The 19,834-nt window shown below is 65.7% G+C and carries 19 protein-coding genes and 1 pseudogene; 11 read left to right on the forward strand and 9 right to left on the reverse strand.

The features are described 5' to 3' along the window. Nucleotides 1-6: 6 nt before the first annotated feature. Together larC and DV733_RS10290 are read right to left on the reverse strand one after the other, a co-directional pair. A pseudogene (gene larC / locus DV733_RS10285) lies at nucleotides 7-1,461 on the reverse strand (nickel pincer cofactor biosynthesis protein LarC); the annotation flags it as partial. A 61-nt stretch (nucleotides 1,462-1,522) separates the two neighbouring features. After that, nucleotides 1,523-1,963 carry a hypothetical protein gene (locus DV733_RS10290; RefSeq protein WP_049994776.1) on the reverse strand — a complete coding sequence of 147 codons (441 nt, stop codon included), beginning with the start codon at nucleotides 1,961-1,963 and terminating at the stop codon, nucleotides 1,523-1,525. 166 nt (nucleotides 1,964-2,129) lie between these two features. Here DV733_RS10290 and DV733_RS10295 point away from each other — a divergent pair, with 166 nt between their 5' ends. Beyond that, nucleotides 2,130-3,224 carry a DUF373 family protein gene (locus DV733_RS10295; protein ID WP_049994775.1) on the forward strand — a complete coding sequence of 365 codons (1,095 nt, stop codon included), beginning with the start codon at nucleotides 2,130-2,132 and terminating at the stop codon, nucleotides 3,222-3,224. An 18-nt stretch (nucleotides 3,225-3,242) separates the two neighbouring features. On the opposite strand, the gene DV733_RS17340 is transcribed toward DV733_RS10295, so the two are convergent. Then, on the reverse strand, nucleotides 3,243-3,416 hold the full coding sequence (locus tag DV733_RS17340; protein ID WP_170178700.1) for a hypothetical protein: 174 nt from the start codon (nucleotides 3,414-3,416) through the stop codon (nucleotides 3,243-3,245). Nucleotides 3,417-3,500: 84 nt separating this feature from the next. Here DV733_RS17340 and DV733_RS10300 point away from each other — a divergent pair, with 84 nt between their 5' ends. The 4 genes from DV733_RS10300 (at nucleotide 3,501) to DV733_RS10315 (ending at nucleotide 8,436) form a co-directional block, all read left to right on the forward strand. Then, nucleotides 3,501-4,796, forward strand: a complete 1,296-nt coding sequence (locus tag DV733_RS10300) for a M48 family metallopeptidase (RefSeq protein WP_049994774.1) — start codon at nucleotides 3,501-3,503, stop codon at nucleotides 4,794-4,796. A 93-nt stretch (nucleotides 4,797-4,889) separates the two neighbouring features. Further along, entirely contained in the window at nucleotides 4,890-7,577 is a 2,688-nt protein-coding gene (locus tag DV733_RS10305) for an LEA type 2 family protein (RefSeq protein WP_049994773.1), read from the forward strand. Nucleotides 7,578-7,629: 52 nt separating this feature from the next. After that, a complete protein-coding gene (locus tag DV733_RS10310) occupies nucleotides 7,630-7,929 on the forward strand; it encodes a hypothetical protein (protein WP_049994772.1) in 300 nt (99 codons plus the stop codon). Further along, the gene (locus tag DV733_RS10315) at nucleotides 7,930-8,436 is read left to right on the forward strand and encodes a hypothetical protein (RefSeq protein ID WP_049994771.1); all 507 of its coding nucleotides are present in this window, start codon (nucleotides 7,930-7,932) and stop codon (nucleotides 8,434-8,436) included. Here the strand turns inward: DV733_RS10315 and DV733_RS10320 are convergent. After that, a complete protein-coding gene (locus DV733_RS10320; protein WP_049994770.1) occupies nucleotides 8,433-9,422 on the reverse strand; it encodes an aldo/keto reductase in 990 nt (329 codons plus the stop codon). The genes DV733_RS10315 and DV733_RS10320 overlap by 4 nt on opposite strands. Before the next feature lie 171 nt (nucleotides 9,423-9,593). Here DV733_RS10320 and DV733_RS10325 point away from each other — a divergent pair, with 171 nt between their 5' ends. The 4 genes from DV733_RS10325 to DV733_RS10340 are packed head-to-tail and all read left to right on the forward strand — an operon-like array spanning nucleotide 9,594 to nucleotide 15,562. Continuing rightward, nucleotides 9,594-10,826, forward strand: coding sequence for a digeranylgeranylglycerophospholipid reductase (locus DV733_RS10325; RefSeq protein WP_049994769.1), 1,233 nt, complete (start codon nucleotides 9,594-9,596; stop codon nucleotides 10,824-10,826). A 42-nt stretch (nucleotides 10,827-10,868) separates the two neighbouring features. Continuing rightward, complete coding sequence (locus tag DV733_RS10330) at nucleotides 10,869-12,146, forward strand: purple acid phosphatase family protein (protein ID WP_049994768.1); 1,278 nt, start codon at nucleotides 10,869-10,871, stop codon at nucleotides 12,144-12,146. Nucleotides 12,147-12,199: 53 nt separating this feature from the next. After that, complete coding sequence (mutS, locus tag DV733_RS10335; protein WP_049994767.1) at nucleotides 12,200-14,815, forward strand: DNA mismatch repair protein MutS; 2,616 nt, start codon at nucleotides 12,200-12,202, stop codon at nucleotides 14,813-14,815. Nucleotides 14,816-14,848: 33 nt separating this feature from the next. Further along, complete coding sequence (locus DV733_RS10340) at nucleotides 14,849-15,562, forward strand: hypothetical protein (protein ID WP_049994766.1); 714 nt, start codon at nucleotides 14,849-14,851, stop codon at nucleotides 15,560-15,562. Nucleotides 15,563-15,574: 12 nt separating this feature from the next. Here the strand turns inward: DV733_RS10340 and nucS are convergent, their stop codons facing one another. The 4 genes from nucS to DV733_RS10355 all read right to left on the reverse strand — a co-directional run bounded on the left by nucS (nucleotide 15,575) and on the right by DV733_RS10355 (nucleotide 17,760). After that, nucleotides 15,575-16,255 carry an endonuclease NucS gene (nucS, locus tag DV733_RS10345; RefSeq protein ID WP_049995343.1) on the reverse strand — a complete coding sequence of 227 codons (681 nt, stop codon included), beginning with the start codon at nucleotides 16,253-16,255 and terminating at the stop codon, nucleotides 15,575-15,577. A 66-nt stretch (nucleotides 16,256-16,321) separates the two neighbouring features. Continuing rightward, complete coding sequence (locus DV733_RS10350; RefSeq protein WP_049994765.1) at nucleotides 16,322-16,843, reverse strand: DUF6735 family protein; 522 nt, start codon at nucleotides 16,841-16,843, stop codon at nucleotides 16,322-16,324. Nucleotides 16,844-16,929: 86 nt separating this feature from the next. After that, nucleotides 16,930-17,100 carry a DUF7535 family protein gene (locus tag DV733_RS17130; protein WP_154019534.1) on the reverse strand — a complete coding sequence of 57 codons (171 nt, stop codon included), beginning with the start codon at nucleotides 17,098-17,100 and terminating at the stop codon, nucleotides 16,930-16,932. A 42-nt stretch (nucleotides 17,101-17,142) separates the two neighbouring features. Then, nucleotides 17,143-17,760: a hypothetical protein gene (locus DV733_RS10355; RefSeq protein WP_049994764.1), complete on the reverse strand. Its 618-nt coding sequence runs from the start codon at nucleotides 17,758-17,760 to the stop codon at nucleotides 17,143-17,145. A gap of 96 nt (nucleotides 17,761-17,856) precedes the next feature. On the opposite strand from DV733_RS10355, the gene lysW reads away from it, so the two are divergent. Together lysW and DV733_RS10365 are read left to right on the forward strand one after the other, a co-directional pair. After that, nucleotides 17,857-18,021, forward strand: a complete 165-nt coding sequence (lysW, locus tag DV733_RS10360) for a lysine biosynthesis protein LysW (protein ID WP_049994763.1) — start codon at nucleotides 17,857-17,859, stop codon at nucleotides 18,019-18,021. A gap of 108 nt (nucleotides 18,022-18,129) precedes the next feature. After that, nucleotides 18,130-19,257 (forward strand): sensor histidine kinase, encoded by a 1,128-nt coding sequence (locus DV733_RS10365; protein WP_049994762.1) that lies wholly within the window; start codon nucleotides 18,130-18,132, stop codon nucleotides 19,255-19,257. A gap of 282 nt (nucleotides 19,258-19,539) precedes the next feature. Here the strand turns inward: DV733_RS10365 and yciH are convergent, their stop codons facing one another. Beyond that, nucleotides 19,540-19,833, reverse strand: coding sequence for a stress response translation initiation inhibitor YciH (gene yciH, locus DV733_RS10370; RefSeq protein ID WP_015761607.1), 294 nt, complete (start codon nucleotides 19,831-19,833; stop codon nucleotides 19,540-19,542). Nucleotide 19,834 lies beyond the last annotated feature (1 nt).

Consider the following 19,834-nt stretch of genomic DNA (forward strand, 5'->3'; position numbering starts at 1 on the left):
GTCCCGGACGGCAGCTTCCGCACGCTCGACGACGTCCCTGACTGGCAGATCGAGGTCCCGAGCGACGTCGAGTGCGTCGTCGAACTCCGCGCTCACGTCGAAGATCGACCCCTCAGAATCGGCCCCCAGTTTCACGTCGACAGCGCGGCGCTGTCCGTCTTCGAGTAGCGTCGCGGTGACGATCGAGCGCTCGGCGACCCAGCGATGACCTGCGCCGTGTTCGCGGACGCCCAGCGTCCCGGTCTCTGCGGCGAGTTTTCGGGCCACCCTGTCGGCGTCCTCGGGGCGGACGATCACCTTCAGGAGGTGGCCCGGGCGGGACTTCTTCATCGTCGCCGGCAGGATCGAGACGTCCCGTGCACCGGCCTCGAGGAGCGTCTCCTGCAGGCCGCCGAGCGTCTCGGGCGTCGCGTCGTCGAGATTCGTCTCCAGTACGGTGATCGGCTCCTTTCTGAGGAGACCGTCGGTCTCGCCGACGAGTGCGCGCAGAACGTTCGGAATACCGTCGAGATCGATCGTCCCTGCGCCGTAGCCCGAGGTCTCGACGCGGATCGACGGCAGCGAGTCGACGCCCTCGGCGACGTGGGCGAGGATCGCCGCGCCCGTGGGGGTCAGCAGTTCGCGGTCGACGGGACCGCCCCGGATCGACCAGTCGGCGCGTTCGACGATCTCGGTCACTGCGGGGGCGGGGACGGGGTAGGTCCCGTGGCTCATCTCGACCGTGCCGCCTCCGGTCGAGACTGGCGTCGTGACCACGCGCTCGACGTCGAGGTCATCGAGGAGGAGCGCCGCGCCGACCACGTCGGCGATGGCGTCGTCGGCCCCGACCTCGTGGAAGTGCGTCGATTCGAGATCCGTGCCGTGGACCGCGGCCTCGGCCTCGCCCAGGATCTCGAAGATGGCCAGCGCGTCGCTCTCGACGTCGGCTGGCAGCCCCATCCCTTCGACGATCTCGACGACCTCGGGGTACGTCCGGTGCGGGCCGTGGCCCTCGGCGTGGTGTGTGTGCTGATGATCGTGGTCCTCTGCGTGGCTATGATCGTGTGAGTGGTCGGCGTGGTGGTGGTCCTCTGCGTGGCTATGATCGTGTGAGTGGTCGGCGTGGTGGTGGTCCTCTGTGTGGCTATGATCGTGTGAGTGGTCGGCGTGGTGGTGGTCCTCTGTGTGGCTATGATCGTGTGAGTGGTCGGCGTGGTGGTGATCCTCTGCGTGGCTATGATCGTGTGAGTGGTCGGCGTGGTCGTGATCCTCTGCGTGGCTATGGTCGTCGTCCCCGTCGAGAAGCACGTCGACCGCCGTCGCGGAGATTCCCGTTTTCGTCACCTGGAGGATATCGTAGGAGACGTCGAGTGCGTCCTCGACGGGCGAGAGGACGTCTGGATCGGCCCCGGCCGCCAGCAGCGCGCCGAGCAGCATGTCGCCGCTGGCACCCGTTCGGCCGTCGAACGCGAGCGTGTGCATATCTGCGAGACGGTCGGGCAGCGTGAAAACTGCCCCGGTCCACAGGAATCGACGATCCCGCCTAGCGGCCGAATCGTCGGTATCCCGCGACGCCGAGTACCATCGCGCCGAGTGCCAGTGTCGCGAGTCGCGGCAGTTGCTGGGTGGCGAAATCGACCTCGAAGGAGAGGTGTTTGACCTGCAGCAGATAGAACTGGCCATCGCGTTCGACGTTGTAGATCGCGATGCCGTCTGGTCCCGGTGTCAGGCGCTCGGGTGCCTCGCTGACGGACCGATTGAGATCGTCGGGGCTGGCTTGCAGGGCGGCCTCGAAGACCGCGCGTTCGGCGCCGCTGAAGTTCGCGTACGCCAGGGTCTGCTGGTCGGGGTTGTTCATCCAGTCGCCCTCGACGTAGAACTCGACGCGGTCGTCGGGGACCTCGGGCGCAGCGAGCACCGGGAGCGCGACTAGGCCGAGGCCGACGACGACGAGCGACAGCGTCAGGAGGCGAGAGCTGTCCACGGGCGACGCTGTGTCCGCCTGCACCAAAGGCCCCGGGGTCGATCAAAGAGACGCTGTACCTTCGGCGTCGTTGATGTGCGTCGCGTACGATGAAACGTCTGTGAGTCGAACCGTCACGGAGACCAGGCCGAAAACCCATATGCCGGGATAGCGTACGACCGACTGAATGCTGCTGGTGCTGTGCATCGACCTCGACGACGACATCGGCCGCAAGACCGGGATCGAGACGCCCGTGGTCGGCCGTCAGCACGTCGAGGACGCTGCCGTCGAGTTCGCCACTGCAGACCCCGAAGACAGCGACCTCAACGTCCTCTTCGAGGGGCTGCATATCTACGACGACCTGCAGGAAGACGGCGAGACCGTCGAGATCGCGGCGATCACCGGATTGGAGGGCAGCGACGTCGCTGCAAACCGGGCGGTCGGGGAGGAACTCGACGAAGTGCTCGCCCGACTCTCGACTGGCGAGGACGTTCGGGCGCTGCTGGTCACCGACGGCGCACAGGACGAGAGCGTCGTTCCCGTGATCCGCTCGCGCGTCCGGATCGACGGCGTCCGCCGGGTCGTCGTCCGGCAGGCTCAGGACCTCGAATCGATGTACTACACCATCAAGCAAGTGCTGAACGACCCCGAGACTCGGGGGACGATCCTCATCCCGCTCGGGATCGTTCTCTTGATCTATCCGCTGGCGGTACTGGCGGACCTGCTGGGGATGCAGGGGGACATGTTCGGACTCGCGTCGGGACTGGTGGGGCTGTATCTGCTCTCGCGCGGACTGGGGCTGGAAGACCGCGTCGACGGCGCGATCGACCGCGTCCTCTCGGGACTGTACGCCGGCCGGGTCACGCTGGTCACGTATCTCGTCGCCGGCGTGCTGTTTTTGATCGGCAGCGCCACCGGCTACCAGACCCTCGAAACGGTGCAGGCCGACGGCACGCCACTGGACATCCTCGAAGTGATCGCCGCGGTCATCTCGGGGGCGATCCCGTGGTTCGCGGCCGCGGGCGTCACGAGTAGCCTCGGCCGGGTCACCGACGAGTACCTCTCGGGGCGCTTCGAGTGGCGCTACCTCAACGCGCCCTTTTACGTCCTGGCGATCGCGGGCATCCTCCACGCAGTCTCGGTGTACTTCCTCGGCTACGACTACGCCGACCTGTCGTATCTCGCGCTGATGCTCACCGCGGGAACGCTGCTCGGACTGGCGAGCACCCTGGCCTTCGCCGTCGCCGAATCCCGCCTCGGCAAGCGCGGCAAACCCGCCTGATCTGGTGTCTCGGCCGCGTCACTTCGTAATCTGATCGAGCGGCACGAGTCTGTGTTCGAGCATCGGCTTGGTGTAGCCCGACGATTCGTTCGTCATCCCGGCCGTGTAGACCGTGACTTTCTGCTGGAGGACGTGTGGTTCGCCCTGCTTGTTCTTGATGACGTCGACCGAGCGCCAGGCTTCCTCTTCCATGGCCGTCGCGTACAGCGGCCACGAGTATAAGTCTCGGCCGTCCCGTGCGTAGCTTACTCGTACCTCCGGGCTCCAAGGGTGGACATGCTCGAACTGCACGTCGCCTTCCTGCTGGTGGTGGTCGGGACTGAGGCCTTCTTCAGCGGGCTCTCGATCCTGAACGTCCGCTACGGCGCCCAGACCGTGGCCGAGCGTTCGGAGTGGGTACGCGACCGTCTCGGAATCGAAGACACCGACAGGCTGCTGGACTATCAACGAGCGGGGACCGGACTCTCGCTGTTGCAGTCGTGGCTGAGCATCGCGTTCGTCCTCCTCGTACTGTATTCGGGACTGTTCGGCGACGCCGTCGCCTGGATCGAGTCACTCTCGCTCCCGCCGCTCGTTCAGGGAACCGTCTTCTTCGTCGGCCTCGTCGCCGCCGTTCGGATCGCTGGAATCCCCTTCTCGCTGTACGAGACGTTCGTCGTCGAGGAGCAGTTCGACTTCAATCAGCAGTCCCCGAAACTCTGGCTCCGGGATTTCGTCGTCGGGACTGTCGTCGCGCTCGTGCTGACGGCACTCGTCGCGGGGGGCGTTCTCCTGGCGTTCGAAATCCTGCCCAATCTCTGGTGGGTCGCTGCCTGGGGGCTCTTTATCGCCTTCTCGCTCGCTATGTTGGTACTCTACCCGCGGGTGATCGCACCGCTGTTCTACGACTTCGAACCGATCGACTCCGGGGAGTTGCGGGAGTCCGTCGACGACGTCTTCGAGCGCGCGGGCTTCTCGTGTGAGCAGGTCTACGAGATGGACGCCTCCAGCCGCTCGGGCCACTCCAACGCCTACTTCATCGGGTTCGGCCGGACCAAGCGCGTCGTGCTGTTCGACACGCTGATCGAGCAGATGGACCGCCCGCAGATCGAGAGCGTCCTCGCCCACGAACTGGCCCACTGGAAGAAATCACACATCTGGAAGCAGATGGCCAGTTCGTTCCTGCGGATCGGGATCGTCCTCGCCATCTTCTCGGTGCTGCTCGAACAGGCCTGGCTCTACGACCTGTTCGGCGTGCCCGCTACTCCCTACGCAGGGCTCGTGCTGGGCGCGCTGTGGGTCATGCCACTGTTGCGGTTCACGGCGCCGCTGGAGAACAAACTCTCGCTGAAACACGAGCGCGAGGCCGACAGCTTCGCCGTCGAGGTGATGGGTGGCGGTGGCCCGATGGCGAACGCGCTGGCGAACCTGACCAGCGAGAATCTCGCAAACCCCTTCCCGCATCCACTCTACGCGACCTTCCACTACACGCATCCGCCGATCCCCGAGCGGATTCGTTACGTCGAAGGCGAGAGCGACGCGAGCGACAGCGACGTGGACCGCAAGGACGGGGGTTCGGGCCAGCCAGCCTGAATCCACTGGGCTGACCTGACGCCACCACGGCCGGCGTGACGCGACTCGATCGGCCGGTGGTTTAACGCCGCTCGCCACCGTACCCTGCTCGCAATGGACGTCCCTCCCCGCGCGATCAAAGCGGCCAAAGTGACTGCTGTCGCGCTCGTCGCGCTCGTCGTGTTACTCGGTATTCTCGTCGCCACGGGCGTGCTCGCTGCACCCACCGTCGAAACAATCGACAACGGCTGGGGCGAGGTCACCGACGACGCGACCCAGATCGAGACACAGGTCGTCGTCGACAACCCCAATCCGATCCCCGTCCCCGGGATCATCGACGTCTCCTACACCGCGTCGCTGAACGACGTCACGCTCACGCAGAACACCCGCTCCGGGATCGGCCTCTCGCCGGGGACCAACACGCTCAGACTCTCCTCGGCGATCCCCAACGACAGGATCGCCGACTGGTGGGTCACCCACGTCAACAACGGCGAAAGCTCGACGCTCAGTATCGACCCGAAAGTGAGCGGCCCCGGCTTCAGCCAGTCGCTCGCGGGGCGGACGACGCAGATCGAGACCGACCTTCTGTCGTCGTTCGGCGGCCAGGGCGCAGAGACGGTGCGCGTCGACGGCGAGCCGTTCGTCGTCCTCAGCGACCAGCAGGCCAGCTGGGGCGAGGCCACGGCCGAGACGACGCCGCTAACGTTCACGACGACGGTCGAAAACGTACACGACTATCCGGTCACCTTGGACGGTGTCGAGTACGTCGTCAGCATGAACGACGTCACGCTGGGGTCGGGGCAGACGACCGACGGCGTCGAGATCGAGCCGGGCGAGTCGGGAGCGCTGACCGTCGACGCGTCGCTGAACACCTCGGCCTTCGCCGACTGGTGGCCGACGCACGTCCTGAACAACGAGACGAGTCAAATGGAGGTTCAGCTGTACGGGATCGTCGAGCGCGACGGCGAGCGAACGCGTGTGCCGCTGACGCTCTACCAGCAGCGTCTGGAGTTCGAGACTGACCTGCTCGGCGACGGCGCGACTAGCGTCGAATCGCTGCCGAGCGAGCGCGAGGACGTGACCGTGCCGACCGTGGCCGAGACTGAACGACGCTGGGGCGAGATCAGCGCCAGCACCGCAGAAGTCGTCACGACGGTCGAATTCGCCGACACGACCGATCTCTCGAAACTCCGTGCGGTGACCTCGCTCGTCGTCGATCGCTCGACGTCGATCAACGGCGTGACTGTCCTCGACAGCACGACGACGCGCGGCTTGCCCCCGGCGGGCGAGGCGCTAACGATGACCAGTGAGATGGACAACGACGCCTTCGCAGACTGGTGGGTCCGCCACGTCAACGACGGCGAAACGTCGGCGGTCGTCACCGACGCCAGCGCCACCGTCGACGTGGGAATCACGAAGTTCGACCGCCCCCTCAGCGACGAGCAGACGCAGTTCGAGACCGACATCCTGGGCGCCGTCGGGAGCGACGGGTCCCAGACGGTAACCGTCGCCAACGAGACGATCGCCGAACTCGGTTCTCAGGAGGCCGCCTGGGGCACTGCGGACGCCGAGACGACGCCCTTCATCTTCTCGACGGCCGTCGAGAACCGCCACGACAGCCCCCTGGAGTTTGCGGACTTCCAGTATACCGTCGAGATGAACGGTGTCACGGTCGCCAACGGCACAGACGGCGAGGCGCTGACGGTCCAGCCGGACGAGACGCGCGACCTCGACGTCCGCGTCCCCCTGTCGACCCCGAAGCTGTCGGACTGGTGGGTGACCCACCTCCGGAACGACGAGCGCTCGAACGTCTCCGTCCGGCTGTACGGGATCGTCGAGCGCGACGGCCAGCGCGAGCGGGTCCCAATCGCGCTGGTCGAGGATCGCTTCCGACTCACGACGGACCTCCTCGGCGACGGCTCCTCGTCTGTCGACGCACTGCCGACGGATCGGCCCACGATCGAGCGTCCGAGCGTCCAGAACACGACCCGCCGCTGGGGCGATGTGACCGAGCAGACGACCGACGTCGAGACCGACGTGACGGTGTTCAACCCCAATGGCCCGGTGGTCAACGACTTCATCCGGTTCCGGATGGCCAGCGAGACGTCGATCAACGGCGTCGTCTTCGGCAGCGGCGAGCGGACCGAGGATCGACTGGCGGAGGGCACGAACCTCGTGAACTACACGAGCGTGCTCGACAACGAGCAGGTCCCGGCGTGGTGGGCGCGCCACCTCAACGACGGCGAGTCCTCGACGGTGCGGACGACGACCACGACGACCGTCGACGCCGGGTTCACGACGCTGTCGGTGCCGACCGAGAATCGAACCTCGACGTTCGAGACGGACTTGCTGGCTGGTCTGAACAGCACGCAGGAACAGCCCATCGAGCAGGACGGTGAGACGTTCCTCGTCGCCGAATCGACGTCTGCGGCGTGGGAGGAAGCGACCCCCCAGACCGCGCCGCTCTCGGCGGAGAGCACCCTCCGGAACGAACGCCAGTTCCCGATCACGGTCGAGCGGATCGACTACACCGTCTCGATCAACGAGATCACGCTGGCCGACGGCAGCCATCAGGAGGGGACGACGATCCTGCCGGGCGCGAGCGAGACGGTCGAACTGCCGATGGAACTTGACAACTCGAAGATGGATAAGTGGTGGGTCACCCACGTCCCCGAGGAGACCTCACTGCTGGACGTCGACGCGACGGCGACGATCAACGCCGCCGGCCAGACCCGGACCGTGCCTCTGGAGATGTTCTCGAAGAACCAGACCGTCGAGACGGATATCCTCGCCGACGAATGAATATGTGTCCTGACACGAAAGGCTAAAGATTCTGGCTCACAATGTACACACGATGAGTTCGAAAAAGCGGGTCCAGTTCCGCGCGCCGGATCGGTTGATCGATCGGACGGACGCGCTCGCGACAGTTCTCGGCGAGGACCGAACCGACGTCCTCGTCACCGCACTCCGGGAGTATCTGCAGGACGCGACGCACGACGACACGCTCGTCCAGGAGATCGCGGCCGCCTACTACGACGACGAGATTACTGACGAGCAGCTCCAGGCGTTGCTCGGGGCCGAACGGGCGGCGAATTTTCGGGTTCTGAAACAGCAACTCGACGAGGCATACGTCGAGGACGTCTCGGAGGCCTGAATGGGCACAGTCGTCGCCGACACGTCGGGACTCGTGAGTCTCGGGATCGCCGCCGGAGACGACCCAGACCCCCTGGCAGACTGTCTCGACGAATACAACGTCGTCGTCCCGTCGATCGTCTTCGACGAACTACAGGAGATCGCCGACTTCGAGGACGCCCACGGCCGGGCCGCAGCGGCGGTCGTCGACAGCGACGCAACTGAACGCAGACACGCGGACCTCGACGAGGAGTTTCCGCTCGACGACGGGGAGAACGCAGCCGTGACGCTCGCAAACGAAATCGACGCCGACCTCTTTCTCTGTGACGAATTCAACAGCCTCGGCTTGATCCATGCATCGCTGTCGAACACCCGTCTCGTCACGACGCCGACGTTGCTCTCGGTGCTCGTCCGGCGTGGACGACTCTCGACCGCAGAGGCCGCATCGGCGCTCGAAACGATCAGCCGTGCTCGAAGTTGGGAGTCGAACAGCTACGTCACGCGGGCCCGAGCGCTGTTCGACGACTAGATCCCGTCCAGCGGCGACGCTTTCGACTCCGCGAGGCGCTCGAACTGCTCTTCGCTCAGTGTGACCGCTGCGGCCCCGAGATTCTCCTCCAGTTGCTCGACGGTCCGTGCGCCGACGATGGGGGCGGCGACCTGCTGGTGGTGCATCAGCCACGCGAGGCTGACCTGGGCGGGCGTGGCGTCGACTTCTTCGGCGACGGCTTCGACCTCGTCGACGACGTCGAAGTTCTCGTCGGTCAGGTAGTACTCTTTCCAGCCGTCGTCCTCGGAGGCGGTGGAGTCGGCGGCGCGGTCCTCGCGGCTGTACTTCCCGGTGAGGACGCCCTGGCCCAGCGGGCTCCACGGCACGAGGTCGATGTCGTACTCGGCGCACATGTCCAGATAGGTGTCCTCGACCTCGCGGTTGACGAGGTTGTACCGCGGCTGGGACACAGTAAAGGGCTCGAAGCCGTAGCGGTCTGCGATCTCGTTTGCCTTCGCGACGTGCCAGCCGTCGGGCACGTGCGTCGAAGCGCCGAGGAAGTTGACCGTGCCGTCTTCGACGAGGCCGTTCAGTGTGCGCATCAACTGCTCGGCGGGGGTGTCGTCGTCCCAGCGGTGGACGTACAGCAGATCGAGGTAGTCCGTGCCGAGCCGATCGAGTATCTGGTCGATCTGACGCCGGACGTGCGTCCGGGAGAGCCCCGAGAAGTTGGGGTTGTCCTCGCGAGTGGGCCAGTAGACCTTCGAGGCGACGACGTAGTCGCTGCGGTCTCGCTGGGCGAGCCAGTTGCCGATCCAGGTCTCGCTGTCGCCGTCGCCGTAGATGTCTGCGGTGTCGATGAATCGGCCGCCCGCCTGCTCGTAGGCGTCCAGCAGTTCGTAGGCCCGATCCTCGCCGATCTCGACGGTGCCCTGGTCGGTCTCGCGGCCGAAGCGCCAGGTCCCGAAGGCGAGTTCGCTCACCTGCAAGCCGGTGCGTCCCAGCGGGACGTACTCCAGTTCCATGTCACAGTCGGGGACCGGCGAGCGCTTGAAAGTACCGTCGCCGCCCTATTCGTGTCGAATATCTGTAAAGACGTGCGTCCGGGGTGCTAGTCGAAAGCGGATACACCGGCAGGGGCCAGCCGTAAAGAAGTGGAAAGGGTTATCAACCGCTCTGTGTGGATTGTATAAGCAATGACCGACCACTTCGACGTGGTAATCGCCGGGGCCGGGCCCGCCGGTGCCCAGTGTGCCCGCGACGTCGCTTCGAGGGGGTACGACGTCGTCGTCCTGGAGACCGAACCGGAAGCCGAGTTCCCGCGCGCGAGCAACAAGTCCACCGGTGGAACGTTCCCGTCGATGATGTCGTCGTTCAACATCCCCGACGACGTCGTGATGCACTTCACCGACAACGTCGTCCTCGAATCCCCGAACCACCACTTCGCCCAGAAACAGGCCGGTGCCGTCCTCGAATTCGCCGATTTCAAGCAATTCCTCGTCGAGGACAGCCGCGAGGAAGGCGCGGAGTACTACTTCGACGCTCGCGTCGCGGGACCGATCGAAGAGGGCGGTGCGGTCGTCGGCGTCCGGTACAACGGCGATCAGGAAGTCTACGGCGACGTCGTCGTCGACGCGACCGGGCCCTCCGCGGCGCTGGCGAAACCGCTCGGCGTGAGCGACCTCGAACGCGAGAAGCAGGCCATCGGTATCGAGTACGAGTTCGAGAACGTCGACCTCGACCATCCCGACTACGCCGACCTGCACGACGCGATGATGCTCAGACTCGACCACGAGTACGCGCCCGGCGGGTACGCCTGGATCTTCCACACCGGCGAGGACACCGCCAAAGTGGGCTTGTGTTACATCCAGAACGAGGGCTACCGTCAGTACTCCGACGAGCAACGGACGATCGACGGCTATCTCGATCACTGGATGGAGACCGACCCCCGCTTCGAGAACGCAGAGAAGGTCGCGGGCAAGCAACACCGCGGGTCGGCACACATCCAGTCGCCCGGGCAGTTGAGCACGGACAACTTCATCGCGATCGGCGACACGGTCCCGACGATCGATCCGCTGTGGGGCGAGGGGATCAACAAGGGGATGCAGTCGGCGCGGGCCGCTGCGATCACCGTCGATCACTGCCTGACCCCCGACGAGCCTGACACCTCCGCGGAGAACATCTCCGTCTACAACGACCTCTGGCACGAGAACGTCGCGCCGAACATGGAGTCGCGACTGTTCATGACCGAACTGATGTACTTCGCGCCGAACTCCCGCTACGACACGTTCATGCGCGACCTCAACAACCTCGACCTGCAGACGATGCGCCGCGCCAACGAGGGCAGCTGGCGCGCCATCTCGAAGCTTATCCACCTCAAAGACGTCCCGCTGCTGGCGAAGTTCGCGGCCCATCGGTTTCGGAGCTAGGCAAGCACAACCTATTCCTCCCCGTGTTCGGTATCGACATTCATGACTGACGACTCCGGACGGACCAGTCGTTTCCCGACTCGCCGTCAGATTCTGGGAACGACGGCGGCCGGTATCGGCGGCCTCACCGGTTGTACCGAACTCCTCGGAGCCTCGACCGAGACTATCGATCCGCCGTCGACACTGATCGCCACCTGGCGCACGAGTGATCCCACCCACCAGGTCACCCTCCAGTGGGTCGTCGAGTCCGACGAGCAGCCCGACCCCGTCGATATCGCGCTCTCTCCCAGTGCCAACAGCAAGGCGACCAACGAGACAGCTGTCGCGCGGTTCGGCCCGGTCGACTCGTACCCTCCGATGTACCGTCACCGGGCGACGTTCGAGGCGCTCGCGCCGGACACCGACTTCGAGATCGAACTTCGGGGCAAGCCGACCGGATTGACGGTCCGGACGGCACCCGAATCCATCGACGAACCGCTGACGTTCGCCCAGGGTGGCGACATCGGGACCACGGGATTCGTTCCGGACCTCCACCAGCAGGCGGCCTCGTGGGACCCGCTGTTCGCGCTTGTCGGTGGCGACCTGGCCTACGCCGATGGGGTGAGCGTCTCGCCGTGGATCACGTTTCTCGAGCAGTGGCACGAACACATGCGCTCGGACGGTCGTCTGATCCCCATCGTCGCGGGGATCGGCAACCACGAGGTCCAGGGCGGGATGCACGGCAGCCCCGAGGACGCTCCCTTCTACTACGACCTGTTCGACAACGAGGTGCGCGACCAGGCGTACTGGGCGATCGACATCGGCGACAGCGTCTCGTTCCTGATCCTCGACTCGAATCACACTACTGAGGTGCCTGGTGAGCAGACCGAGTGGCTCGAATCGGCGCTGGCCGAGCGAGCTGACTGGGAGCACGTCGCGGCCGTGAGCCACGTTCCGGCCTACCCCTCCTCGAAACCGATCACCGGCGCTGGCCGAGACCGCGTCGACGTTCGGGATCACTGGGTGCCGCTGTTCGAAGCATACGACGTCGACGTCGTCTTCGAACACGACGATCACACCTACAAGCGGACGCACCTGCTCGAAGGCGGCGAGCAGGCCGATGACGGCGTCCTCTACGTCGGCGACGGAGCCTGGGGCAAGGGCGGTCGGGAGGCGGCCTCGACCGAAGAGCGACCCTACCTTGCGGTGAGCAAGAGCAAGCGACACGTGATTCGGACCACGTTCGCCCCGGATGGCACTCGGCAGTACCGGGCGGTCGATCCCGACGGCGAGACGATCGATCGCTTCGACGGGAATGGGCAACCGGTGGCCGAGAATTGAGAGTCGCGGCCAAGCCGAGGGTTCTTTGATTCGTGAGGGCGTCCCTTCTCGGTATGGACGCGGCACTCGGAGCGCCTCAGAAGATGCGCGAGCGGGCCGAGGACCTGACGCCGATGATGGCCCAGTACTTCGAGTTGACCGACCGCTACGACGACTCGCTGGTACTCTTTCAGGTGGGCGACTTCTACGAAGCCTTCTGCGAGGCAGCCGAGCGCGTCGCCCGGCTCTGTGAGATCACGCTCACCAAACGCGAGGACTCGACCGGCGAGTACCCGATGGCGGGCATCCCCATCGACAACGCCGAGAGCTACGTCGAAACGCTGCTCGATGCGGGCTACCGGGTCGCCATCGCCGATCAGGTCGAGGATCCAGACGAGGTCTCCGGCGTCGTCGAGCGGGCTGTCACGCGGATCATCACACCTGGAACGCTGACCGAAGACGAACTGCTGGGCGGGGCGGACAACAACTACGTCGCGGCACTCGCTGTAGAGAATGGGCGATACGGCCTCGCCCTGCTCGACGTCTCGACAGGTGACTGCTACGCGACCGGCAGCGACTCGCTGTCGACCATCGAAGACGAGATCAGCCGGTTCGGTCCCGCCGAGGCGATCGTCGGCCCGGAGATGTCACCAGATACCTTCGACGGAAATTGCATGGTGACGCCCTACGACGAGACTGTCTTCGAGCACGAGCGGGCCAGTGATCTCGTCGGCGAGTACTTCGGTCCCCCGGAGCGACTACTGGCCAGCGACGTCGAGGTCAGGGCCTGCGGCGCGCTGCTGGACTACGCCGAGTACACCCGCGGTGGAGCCGGCGTCGGTGAGGACGGCCAGCTGGACTATCTCAATCACCTCACGCGGTACGACCCGCGGGAGTACATGGTGCTCGACGCCGTCGCGCTCGACAGCCTGGAGGTGTTCGACCGCCGCGCCGTCAGGAGTCCCGAGGGGCTGACGCTCGTCGAAGCACTCGACGAGACCGCCTGTGCGCTCGGCCGCCGAAAACTGACCGATTGGCTGCGCCGACCCCTGCTCGAACGCGACCGCATCGAGCGGCGACACGAAGCCGTCGGCGAACTCCACGGCGACGTCCAGACTCGTGAGCGCCTCCACGACCGACTGCGTGAGGTATACGATATCGAACGGCTGATCTCGCGCGTCTCGCGCGGCCGGGCCAACGCCCGCGACGTCAACTCGCTGGGCGCGACGCTGTCGGTCGTCCCCGACGTTCGCGAGCAGTTGGCCGACGCCGACAGCGCGCAACTCCAGTCGTTGCACGATCGACTGGACGACCTGCCCGAAATCAGGAGGCTGATCGACGACGCCATCGCCGAGGACCCGCCGCCGGAACTCACTGAAGGCGGGATCGTCGCCGCGGGCTACGACGAGACGCTGGACGAGCTTCGAGCGACCGAACGCTCGGGGAAAGACTGGATCGACGACCTCGAAGCCAGGGAGCGCGAGCGGACCGGCATCGACTCGCTGAAGGTCGGCCACACCGCCGTCCACGGCTACTACATCGAAGTGACCGACGCCAACCTCGATCGCGTCCCTGAGGACTACCAGCGCCGCCAGACCCTCAAGAACAGCGAGCGCTACTACACGCCCGAACTGAAAGAGCGCGAAGACGAGATCATCCGGGCCGAACAGCGCGCCGACGACCGTGAGTACGACCTGTTCGTCGACGTTCGCAACGAGATCGCCGCCGAGTCCGAGCGCGTGCAAGACCTCGCAGACGCGCTGGCCGAACTCGACGTGCTCGTCTCGTTTGCGACCGTCGCGGCGGAGTTCGACTACACGAAACCGGAAATTGCCGACGAAGGTATCGACATCGAGGGTGGTCGCCATCCGGTCGTCGAGCGCACCGAGGACTCGTTCGTCCCCAACGGCGCACACTTCGACGACGAGCAGCGGTTCGCCATCGTCACGGGACCGAACATGAGCGGGAAGTCGACGTACATGCGCCAGATTGCGCTCGTCTCGCTGCTGGCGCAGGCGGGGAGTTTCGTCCCGGCCGAGCGGGCCAGCCTCCGGATCGTCGACCGGGTGTTCACGCGGGTCGGGGCCAGCGACGACATCGCGGGCGGACGCTCGACGTTCATGATCGAGATGACCGAACTCGCCGAAATCCTCGACCACGCGACCGAGCAGTCGCTGATCTTGCTCGACGAAGTCGGTCGCGGGACCTCGACGACCGACGGCCTCGCGATCGCACAGGCAGTGACGGAGTACGTCCACGACGAGATCGGTGCGACCACCCTCTTTGCGACCCACCACCACGACCTGACCGCGGCGGCTGACGATCTGCCGAGCGTGTTCAATCTCCACTTCCGGACCACTCGCGAGGACGGACAGGTCGTCTTCGAGCACGCGGTCGCGCCCGGCGCGGCCGAGGCCTCCTACGGCGTCGAGGTCGCCGGCGTGGCCGGCGTTCCCGACGCCGTCGTCGATCGCGCGGCCGACCTGTTGGCCGAAGAAACGGCTGCGTCGGACGCGAGCGTCGACCCGGGGACCAATGGTCACGAGGTCACCCCGGCAGTCCACAACGGTGCTGGAAGCGATACCGAGACGGACATTCGTGCGGCACTCCGCGAGGTGTCGATCGCCGAGACGACGCCGCTGGAAGCCCTCCAGACGCTGGCGGACCTGAAATCACGGGTCGAGGACTGACACTTTTGGTACAGGCCCCCAAAGATAGAGAGGATGACGTTCCTCCGCCGGTATCTCGGGGTCCGCCACCGGATCCTCGTCTGGACACTCGTGCTCGTTGGTGGGGGCACGCTGGTGATCCAGCGGGTCGATGTCCAGGGCGCCGTTCGAGACGTCGCGCCCGACCTCGCGACCTACGCTGGCCTGCCGACCCAGGCCGCGATTCTCGTCGTGGTCTGGCTGTTCGGTGTCGTGCTGTTCCGGCGGGGTGAACGGCTCTCCTGGAAGCGGCTGCGGACGAAATCGCCGTTTTCGGCCCAGCGCGAGGACAGACGACGGCCGCCGCTGCAGAACGAGTACAAGCGTAAGACCGTCACGGCCGAGGTGATCGGCCGCGGATTCGTGCGCCAGCAGGGCGTCCGCGTCGAGACGCTTCTCGACGGGCTCTCGAAACCGCTCGCGCTCGAACTACAGTACGTCGGTAGTGGGGGACGCGAGGAGGGGATTAGAACCGGCAACGACGCACTCGACGACCAGTTCGTCCTCACCGTCGAGGCCGGGTCGAACCTCCGGGAGGTCTTCGATCCGGAGGTGCAGTCGGCGCTGATGGACATTTCGATTCCTGGAACGCTCCGGGTCACGAACGAGCGCGTCGTCTACGACGTGCCATTCACGCGGGTACGGCCGGAGGAACTCGGCGCGGTCGCGCGGGCAGTCGCGACCATGGCGGCTCGACTGGAGCGACTCGCGCGCAAGGGCCACCGCTAGGATGCATAGGGACTAGGGTTCCAGCGAGACGAACTCCAGGCCGCGTTCGGCCAGCAACGTCCGCGCACGGTCGGTCACCGACGGGGCGACCAGGATCCCGCGAACCTCGGCCTCGTCGTGGAGGTCGCGTTCGAGCGCCTCGACGTAGCGGGCGAGTTGCCCCACGGCGTCGGGCCCGACTCGCCGGCGTTTCAACTCCACGACGACCGAGCGACCGTTGGCGTCCTCGCCGTAGATGTCGACCGCGCCGGCTGGCGTCTCCCGTTCGGTCGACAGCGGCGTGAACCCGGGTTCGATCAGTTCGGGGTCGTCGAGGACGCGCTCGCGCAGGTCTTCCTCGGTGCCGGACAGCGAGAGTTCCTCGGGATCGGTGACGTCGAACGCGGCGACGTGTTCGACGTCGCGAAAGCGGACGAGCAGTTCTTCCTCGGGTGTCGAGCGCTCGCTGCGGAGCACGAGCGCGTCGTCGACCGAAACCTCGTGGGTGCAGCCCGGTGGTTGCCAGTTCACCGGCTGGTGACCCTCGTCGGTGTGGACCAGTACTGTGCCGTCGGGCTTGCACATGACGTGGCGGTCGCCGGGGCCGAGCGTGCTCTCGGCCCGGCCCTCGTAGTCGACGGTACATTCCCCGAAGATCGTCACGAGTGCGTCGCTGTCCAGCCCCGTCTCGACGACCGAGTGGGCCGTCTCGATCGAAGGGTTCGTCCGGGCACGGACGCTCTCGGTCGTCGTCACGACAGCCCGTAGCCCACGCCGACACTAATACTCGTTCGTTTCTCCGTTTGTCCACGGATCGAACAATTCTCGACCCGTCCCGCGTTGGCTGACTGCGTCGGCGAGCACCGCCCGTGCGTCGGCTCGTGAGAGATACCCGCCAACGACTGCCTCGGCGACGGTGTCTTTCGCCGCTCGAAACCACTCCCGGAACGCGTCGGCGTCGGCTGGCGAGTCCACCGCGACGACCAGTCCGTCGGGTCCGCGACCGAACGCCGGCTCGCCGAGGTAGTGGGCGAGGCCGAACCACAGTGGCAGGTAGGTGTCGACGACGTACTCCGAGCTGACGCAGTAGAGCGCCTCGTGGCGAGCGGGGTCGACCATCGTCAATACGTCCGCGAACGGGCGAGCGACCACTCGCGGGACGGGGTCGACGGCCTCTCCGGCGTACGGGTCGGCCGGACTGATCGTTTCGGCGAGGGAGAGGTCGAGACCACCCCACCGGGAGGTGTGGACGTCGTAGCGGCCGCCGGGACGCTCGTAGGCGACCAGTGCGCGGTGGGCCACGAGTCAGTCTCGCCTCCAGTCGTCGCGAGTTCGGATCACACCCTCGGCTGGGTCGGATTCTGATTTAAACCTCGGGCCGTCGTCGACTAACTCGACTGTTCGCCGCCGCCTTTTCTGATGACATCGAGCAGTTTCAACCCGACCAGAAGCGGCAACAGGGGCAACATAACCAGCACCAGACACGCACCGATGACGTATCCGGTGAGGCCCATGTGCATGACCTCTTTCTTGCTCGTGGGTGGTGTCACGGTGTCCATACGTCGACCTACAGAACGATCCCCTGTAGTTATTGGGCCAAATTATCGGCCGACGAGACGACCGACGAAGCCGGACTCGGGTTCGCCCTCTTCCTCGCCGGCATAGAACCGAAGGTAGCCCCAGATGCCGACCTGGACGGCGATCCCGGCGACGAAGACGCCGTAGAGCCACGGCGAGACGAACGCGTCCACGATCTCGCGAACGTTGGTGACGTCCTCGACGGCGGGGGCCATGCCGACCGAGACCAGCGAGGCACCCCAGGCAGCCGAGACGACGAGGACGATCACTTTCCGGAGGAGCCAGCCCGCGAGCAACCCGGCGAGGAGGCCACCGCCGACGAGCGGATCGACCAGCGTTCCGGGCGAGGTGAGCGACGCGCCAGCGGCGTAGGCGCCGACGGCCAGCCCGGTGATCGCCCCGGCGGCCAGGACGGCCATCCGGTAGGCCGTCAGCACCAGATAGATCCCGACGACGGCCCCGATGACGATCGCGCCGACGAACACCAGTAGGTCGGCGCCGATCCCGATCCCGACGAGTGCGCCGGCTGCCCCGCCGAGCAGTCCGCCGAAGCCGAACAGTGCCTTTCGATAGATGAACACGCCGGTCGTCGCGAGGACGATCCCGAGGACGATCAGTAGCGGCTTGAGTGGGACTGCCATACGAGACGTGGCGGCGACCAGCCACATAAGCCTACCCGCCGCTGACGAACTGACTTCGGTCGTTTGATAGTGGGCCGTCTCGATGTCCCGAGTGCTATGGCAGACTGTCCCGAGTGCGGCGCAGACGTCGCGCTGCACGACGACGCAGAGATCGGAGAGATCATCGACTGTGCGACCTGCGGTGCGGAACTGGAAGTCGTCGGCGTCGACCCGGCGGAACTGGATACCGCACCCGAACTCGAAGAAGACTGGGGCGAATAGGCCTCCAGAGGGCGCTTCCGGCTTTCTGAAGCGCCCCCTCCACTTCGAGTGCAGATATGTTACACTATCGAGAATAGATTATTATATCGGAAAATACAATGTGAATCTATGGCTGCCCACTCGCGGTCGCGACCGCGGTGGGGTGGCGCCTGGGGCGTGAGTGTCATCGGCGCGGGGTTGCTCGTCGCCGCGCTGGCCTACGGCGGTCGCCAGTTCTCTACGGACGCGCTGGCGCTGTATCCGCTCGTCGAGGTCGGAATGGTGGTCACGCTTTGCGGAACGATCCTGGGGACGGGCTACTGGTTGCACGATAGCGAGTTCACCGACGGTGACCTCTGGCGGATCGCGATCTGGGTGGGTCTGGGGATCATCCTGCTGGTCGGGCTGACGGTCTGGCAACTGCTGACCCAGGTCAGCGGCGGGGTCGAACTCGAAGACCCGCTGTTGACGCTCGTGGTCACCCAGACTGTCGGGGCGACGGCAGGGTTGTTAGTCGGGCTCTATCACGTCCAGTCGCTTCGCAACGCCCGCGCCGCCGAGAACGCGGCCGCTGCGGCCGAGGAAGCCCAGGCCGTCCAGGAGCAACTGGCGTTCGTCCACGACCTCGTTCGCCATCACCTGCGCAACGGCATGCACGTCATCCAGTCGTACACGCGTCTGCTGGACGAGCACGTCGACGACTCCGGGGCAGCGCACCTGGAGACGATAGAGCGTCGGAGCCAGCGACTGGTCAGGCTGGTCGACGAGATGGCGCCGCTCGCGACGGCGATCGACCCCGACGATCGACAGTCCTCTGTGAACGTCCGGGCGCTGCTCGAACGCGAGACCTCTCACTTCACAGTCACCCATCCCGACTGCCGGATCGACGTCTCGGGACCGGACGACGTGCTGGTGCGGGCCGATTCGCTGCTGTCGGCGGCCATCGAGACGCTGTTGCGAGGTGTGATCGAACGGAGTACGGTCAGCGGCCCGACGGTCGACGTCGAGGTTTCGACAGCCGACGGGCAGTGTCACATCGAGATGGCCGCGATCGGCCCCGCAATCGACGGCGGGATCGATCAGCACCTTCTCACGAGTTCCCAGCGCGGACCGACAGCCGACGAGTCGGCCGGTGACACTGACCTCCACGTCGCCCGTGAAGTCGTCGAACGCTACGACGGCGAGTTGACTGTCGACGACCGGACGAGCCGGCCTCGGTTCGTGCTCACAGTACCGATCGACGACGCAGACCAGTGAACGGACTGCCGGTCGATGACGCCGAGCCGTGAGGCGGCTGTCGAGAAGACGTTTGCAGGTGGTGGGTCGCGACCGCCGACTTTCTTGTGTCGACCCGCCTAACTGTCGCCCGATGACCGAACCAGTCATGTGTCCGGAGTGTGGGTGGACAGGGACCGAGCGTGACCTCGACGTCGAGGCGGGCGTGAAACAGTGTCCAGTCTGTGACACGAACGTCGAGTTCGTCGACTAGGCCGTCGCTGTCGGAGCGAACGCAGGTGGGCGTCCCGACGAACGAGAGAATCAGGCGACGTTGAACCCTTTGTCGCGGAGGAAGTCCTCGACGCGACCGGTGTGGTTGCCCTGGAGCTCGATCTGGCCGTCTTCGACGGTGCCCCCACAGGCGAATTTCGACTTGAGATCCGAGGACAGGCTGTCCATGTCGACGTCACTCGGGTCGAATCCCTCGATGATCGTTACCTCCTTACCGTAACGGCGCTCGTCGATGCGGATGTTGATCTCCTGGGACTCCTTGGCGACGTCCTCACAGACGCAGAGCTCCTCAGGCAACCCGCACGTCGAGCAGACTTCCGACATT

Source organism: Halapricum salinum (genome assembly GCF_004799665.1).
In the GTDB taxonomy this organism is placed as follows: Archaea; Halobacteriota; Halobacteria; order Halobacteriales; family Haloarculaceae; genus Halapricum; species Halapricum salinum.